A 2,668-nucleotide genomic window follows, 5' to 3' on the forward strand; every position below is an offset into this window, starting at 1 on the left:
GCCGGCCCCGCCGTGCGAGCTCGGCCAGCAGAGCGGCGCAGCGCATGGTGGCGTGGCCGATGCGGTCGGCTGACACGCTCAGCGGCGTGAGCCCGGTCTGCTGGTGCACAACCTGGTCCGTGACGCGGAGCGCAAGATCACGCCGCCAGGCCCGGCCCGCGAGACCCTCGGGCACCTGGACATGGCCGGCGCGGTGGGCGGTGACGAAGTCGACGAACCTGTCGGGCCAGCCGAGCGGGCAGTCGATCCCCGCCTTGCTCGCGCCCATCACCGCCTCGACGATCACATCGTCGTCCGCCCCGACCACCACCCGGACGAGCCGGGCACGGCCGGCCGACCAGTCGAGCCAGGCCACCGCGGTCCGCACTGCCTCCGCGGCGAGATCGACGCCGACCGTCAACACACCCTCACGATACCGACTCGCCAAGGACCATATGAGACGAGATCAGACGCAGGGCGGGTCAGTCCCAGGTGGGGAGCATGCCCTCCGGGTAGCGGGCACCGAAGCCGCCGGTCGGGAGGATCTCGGCGATGTGCTTCAGGTCGGTGTCATCGAGGGTGAGACCGGCGGCGCCGACGTTCTCCTCCAGCCGCTCGATGCTGCGGGTGCCGGGGATGGGAACGATGTCCTCGCCCTGGGCCAGGAGCCAGGCCAGGGCGAGCTGGGCGACGGTGGCGTCCTTCGTCGAGGCCAGGTCGGCGAGCCGACGGGTGGCCTCCAGGTTCTTCTCGTAGTTACCGGGCTGGAAGCGGGCGTCCCAGCTGCGCATGTCGGTGGGATCGTACTCGGCGCCGGGCTTGGCCTGGCTGGTGAGGAAGCCGCGGCCGAGTGGCGAATAGGGGACGAACCCAATCCCAAGCTCGCGCAGGACGGGGAAGAGGATCTCGACATCCCGCTCGAACAGCGAGTATTCGGTCTGCAGGACCGAGACGGGCTGTACGGCGTGCGCCCGGCGGATGGTCGTCTCCCCCGCCTCACTCAAACCGAAATAGCGGACCTTGCCGGCGTCGATGAACTCCTTGACCGTCCCGGCCACGTCCTCGATCGGCACGTTGGGGTCGACCCGGTGCTGGTAGAGCACGTCGATGACGTCGACGCCGAGGTAACGCAGGCTGTTGTCGACGACCTCGCGGATGTGCTCGGGGCGGCTGTCGACCCCGCCCTCCCGGGTGCCGGTGAAGTCGAAGCCGAACTTGGTCGCTATGACGACCTCGTCGCGCACCGAGGCAAGCGCGGCCCCGACGATCCGCTCGTTCTCACCCTGCCCGTAGAGCTCGGCCGTGTCGAAGAACGTCACGCCCAGCTCGTGGGCCCGGCGGATCGTCGCGGCCCCCTCGTTCTCATCCGACGGCCCGTACGCCAGGGAGATGCCCATCGCGCCGTATCCCAGTGCCGACACCGACAGCCCTTGCTGTCCGAGAGTCCGTTGTTCCATGACACGTCCTCATTCCCGTAGATGTAAGAGAGCCCTAACATTAAGTAAGAGTACTCTAACATCGGAAGGGGAGGGAGAATCGTTCGCCGTGAGCAGTCCCACGCCGCCGAAACGCGGGTACCACCACGGCGACCTGCGCGCCGAGCTGATCCGCGAGGGCCTCGCGCTCCTGGCCGAATCGGGCGTCGCCGGTTTCTCCGTGGCGAAGGTCGCCGTCCGCGCAGGCGTGTCGTCGGCCGCGCCGTACCGGCACTTCCCCGATCGAGAGGCGCTGCTCGCCGCCTGCGCGGCCGCCATCCTCAGCGACATCACCGACCTCCTCGTCGAGGCGGCCGAACGAGCCGGGCCCGAGCCCGTGGACCGGCTCGCCGCCACCGCGGGCGCCTACACCCGCTACGTCCTGGAACACCGCGCCGGACTCGACCTCCTCTACTCCTACGACTTCGCCGAGCCCAACCGACCGACCATCCAGGAGCAGAGCCGTCGCCTCACGGCCGTACTCATGCGCCTGGCCTCGGACGTGCTGCCCACCGACACCTCCTGGGCCGACACCGCCGACTTCGTCTACGTGCACCTGTCCACCACGCACGGCTACGCCAGCCTGCTCTTCAACGGCACCCGCCCGCCGCAAGACGTCGACGATCACGCAGCCCGCGCCGTCACCGCGGCCCGCGACCACATCACCGGGCGTCTCCTGCGCCTGCGCGACGCCCGCTGACGGCCCGCCACCAGACCGAGGGCTGATGCGGCCCGCTCCCGGCCGCCCGGTCGACCGGGCGGCCCCGCCGTGCGAGCTCGGCCAGCGGGGCGGCGCAGCGCATGGTGGCGTGGCCGATGCGGTCGGCTGACACGCTCAGCGGTGTGAGCCCGGTCTGCTGGTGCACCACCTGGTCCGTGACACGGAGCGCAAGATCACGCCGCCAGGCCCGGCCCGAGACCCTCGGGCACCTGGACATGGGCTCACCATATGAGACGAGATCAACGGGGCAGGCCGGCTTCGGCCGCCAGGATGCCGAGGATACGGCTGAGCTCTTTCCCGTCCTTCTCGCTCAGCGGCTCGGCCAGGTCGGCGTCGAGGCCCGGCTGGGCCCGGTCCCGGACCGGGGCGAGCACACCCGGCCGCTGCTCCGCGAGCTCGGGTACGGCACCGACGCGATCGAGCGCCGGTATCGGACCGGGGTGGTCGCCTGACGGCGACCGACGGGGACGCCCGCCCGTCGCCGGCTCATCCC

The 2,668-nt window shown here is 70.7% G+C and carries 5 protein-coding genes; 1 reads left to right on the forward strand and 4 read right to left on the reverse strand.

All coding sequences use genetic code 11. The features are described 5' to 3' along the window. Positions 1–403 (reverse strand): DUF429 domain-containing protein (locus AB0J09_RS61810; protein WP_360713431.1); only part of this gene is annotated, 403 nt, incomplete at its 3' end. Positions 404–461: 58 nt separating this feature from the next. Continuing rightward, the gene (locus tag AB0J09_RS61815) at positions 462–1,436 is read right to left on the reverse strand and encodes an aldo/keto reductase (protein ID WP_360713433.1); all 975 of its coding nucleotides are present in this window, start codon (positions 1,434–1,436) and stop codon (positions 462–464) included. A gap of 88 nt (positions 1,437–1,524) precedes the next feature. Between AB0J09_RS61815 and AB0J09_RS61820 the strand changes: the two genes are divergently transcribed. Next, on the forward strand, positions 1,525–2,154 hold the full coding sequence (locus AB0J09_RS61820) for a TetR/AcrR family transcriptional regulator (RefSeq protein ID WP_360713435.1): 630 nt from the start codon (positions 1,525–1,527) through the stop codon (positions 2,152–2,154). On the opposite strand, the gene AB0J09_RS61825 is transcribed toward AB0J09_RS61820, so the two are convergent. Then, positions 2,117–2,392: a hypothetical protein gene (locus AB0J09_RS61825; protein WP_360713437.1), complete on the reverse strand. Its 276-nt coding sequence runs from the start codon at positions 2,390–2,392 to the stop codon at positions 2,117–2,119. The two genes, AB0J09_RS61820 and AB0J09_RS61825, sit on opposite strands and share 38 nt — an antisense overlap. A gap of 22 nt (positions 2,393–2,414) precedes the next feature. Continuing rightward, a partial coding sequence (locus tag AB0J09_RS61830) for a hypothetical protein (protein WP_360713439.1) occupies positions 2,415–2,668 on the reverse strand: 254 nt, incomplete at its 5' end.

Origin of the sequence: Nonomuraea sp. NPDC049784, assembly GCF_040659615.1 — a bacterium.
Taxonomy (GTDB): Bacteria; Actinomycetota; Actinomycetes; order Streptosporangiales; family Streptosporangiaceae; genus Nonomuraea.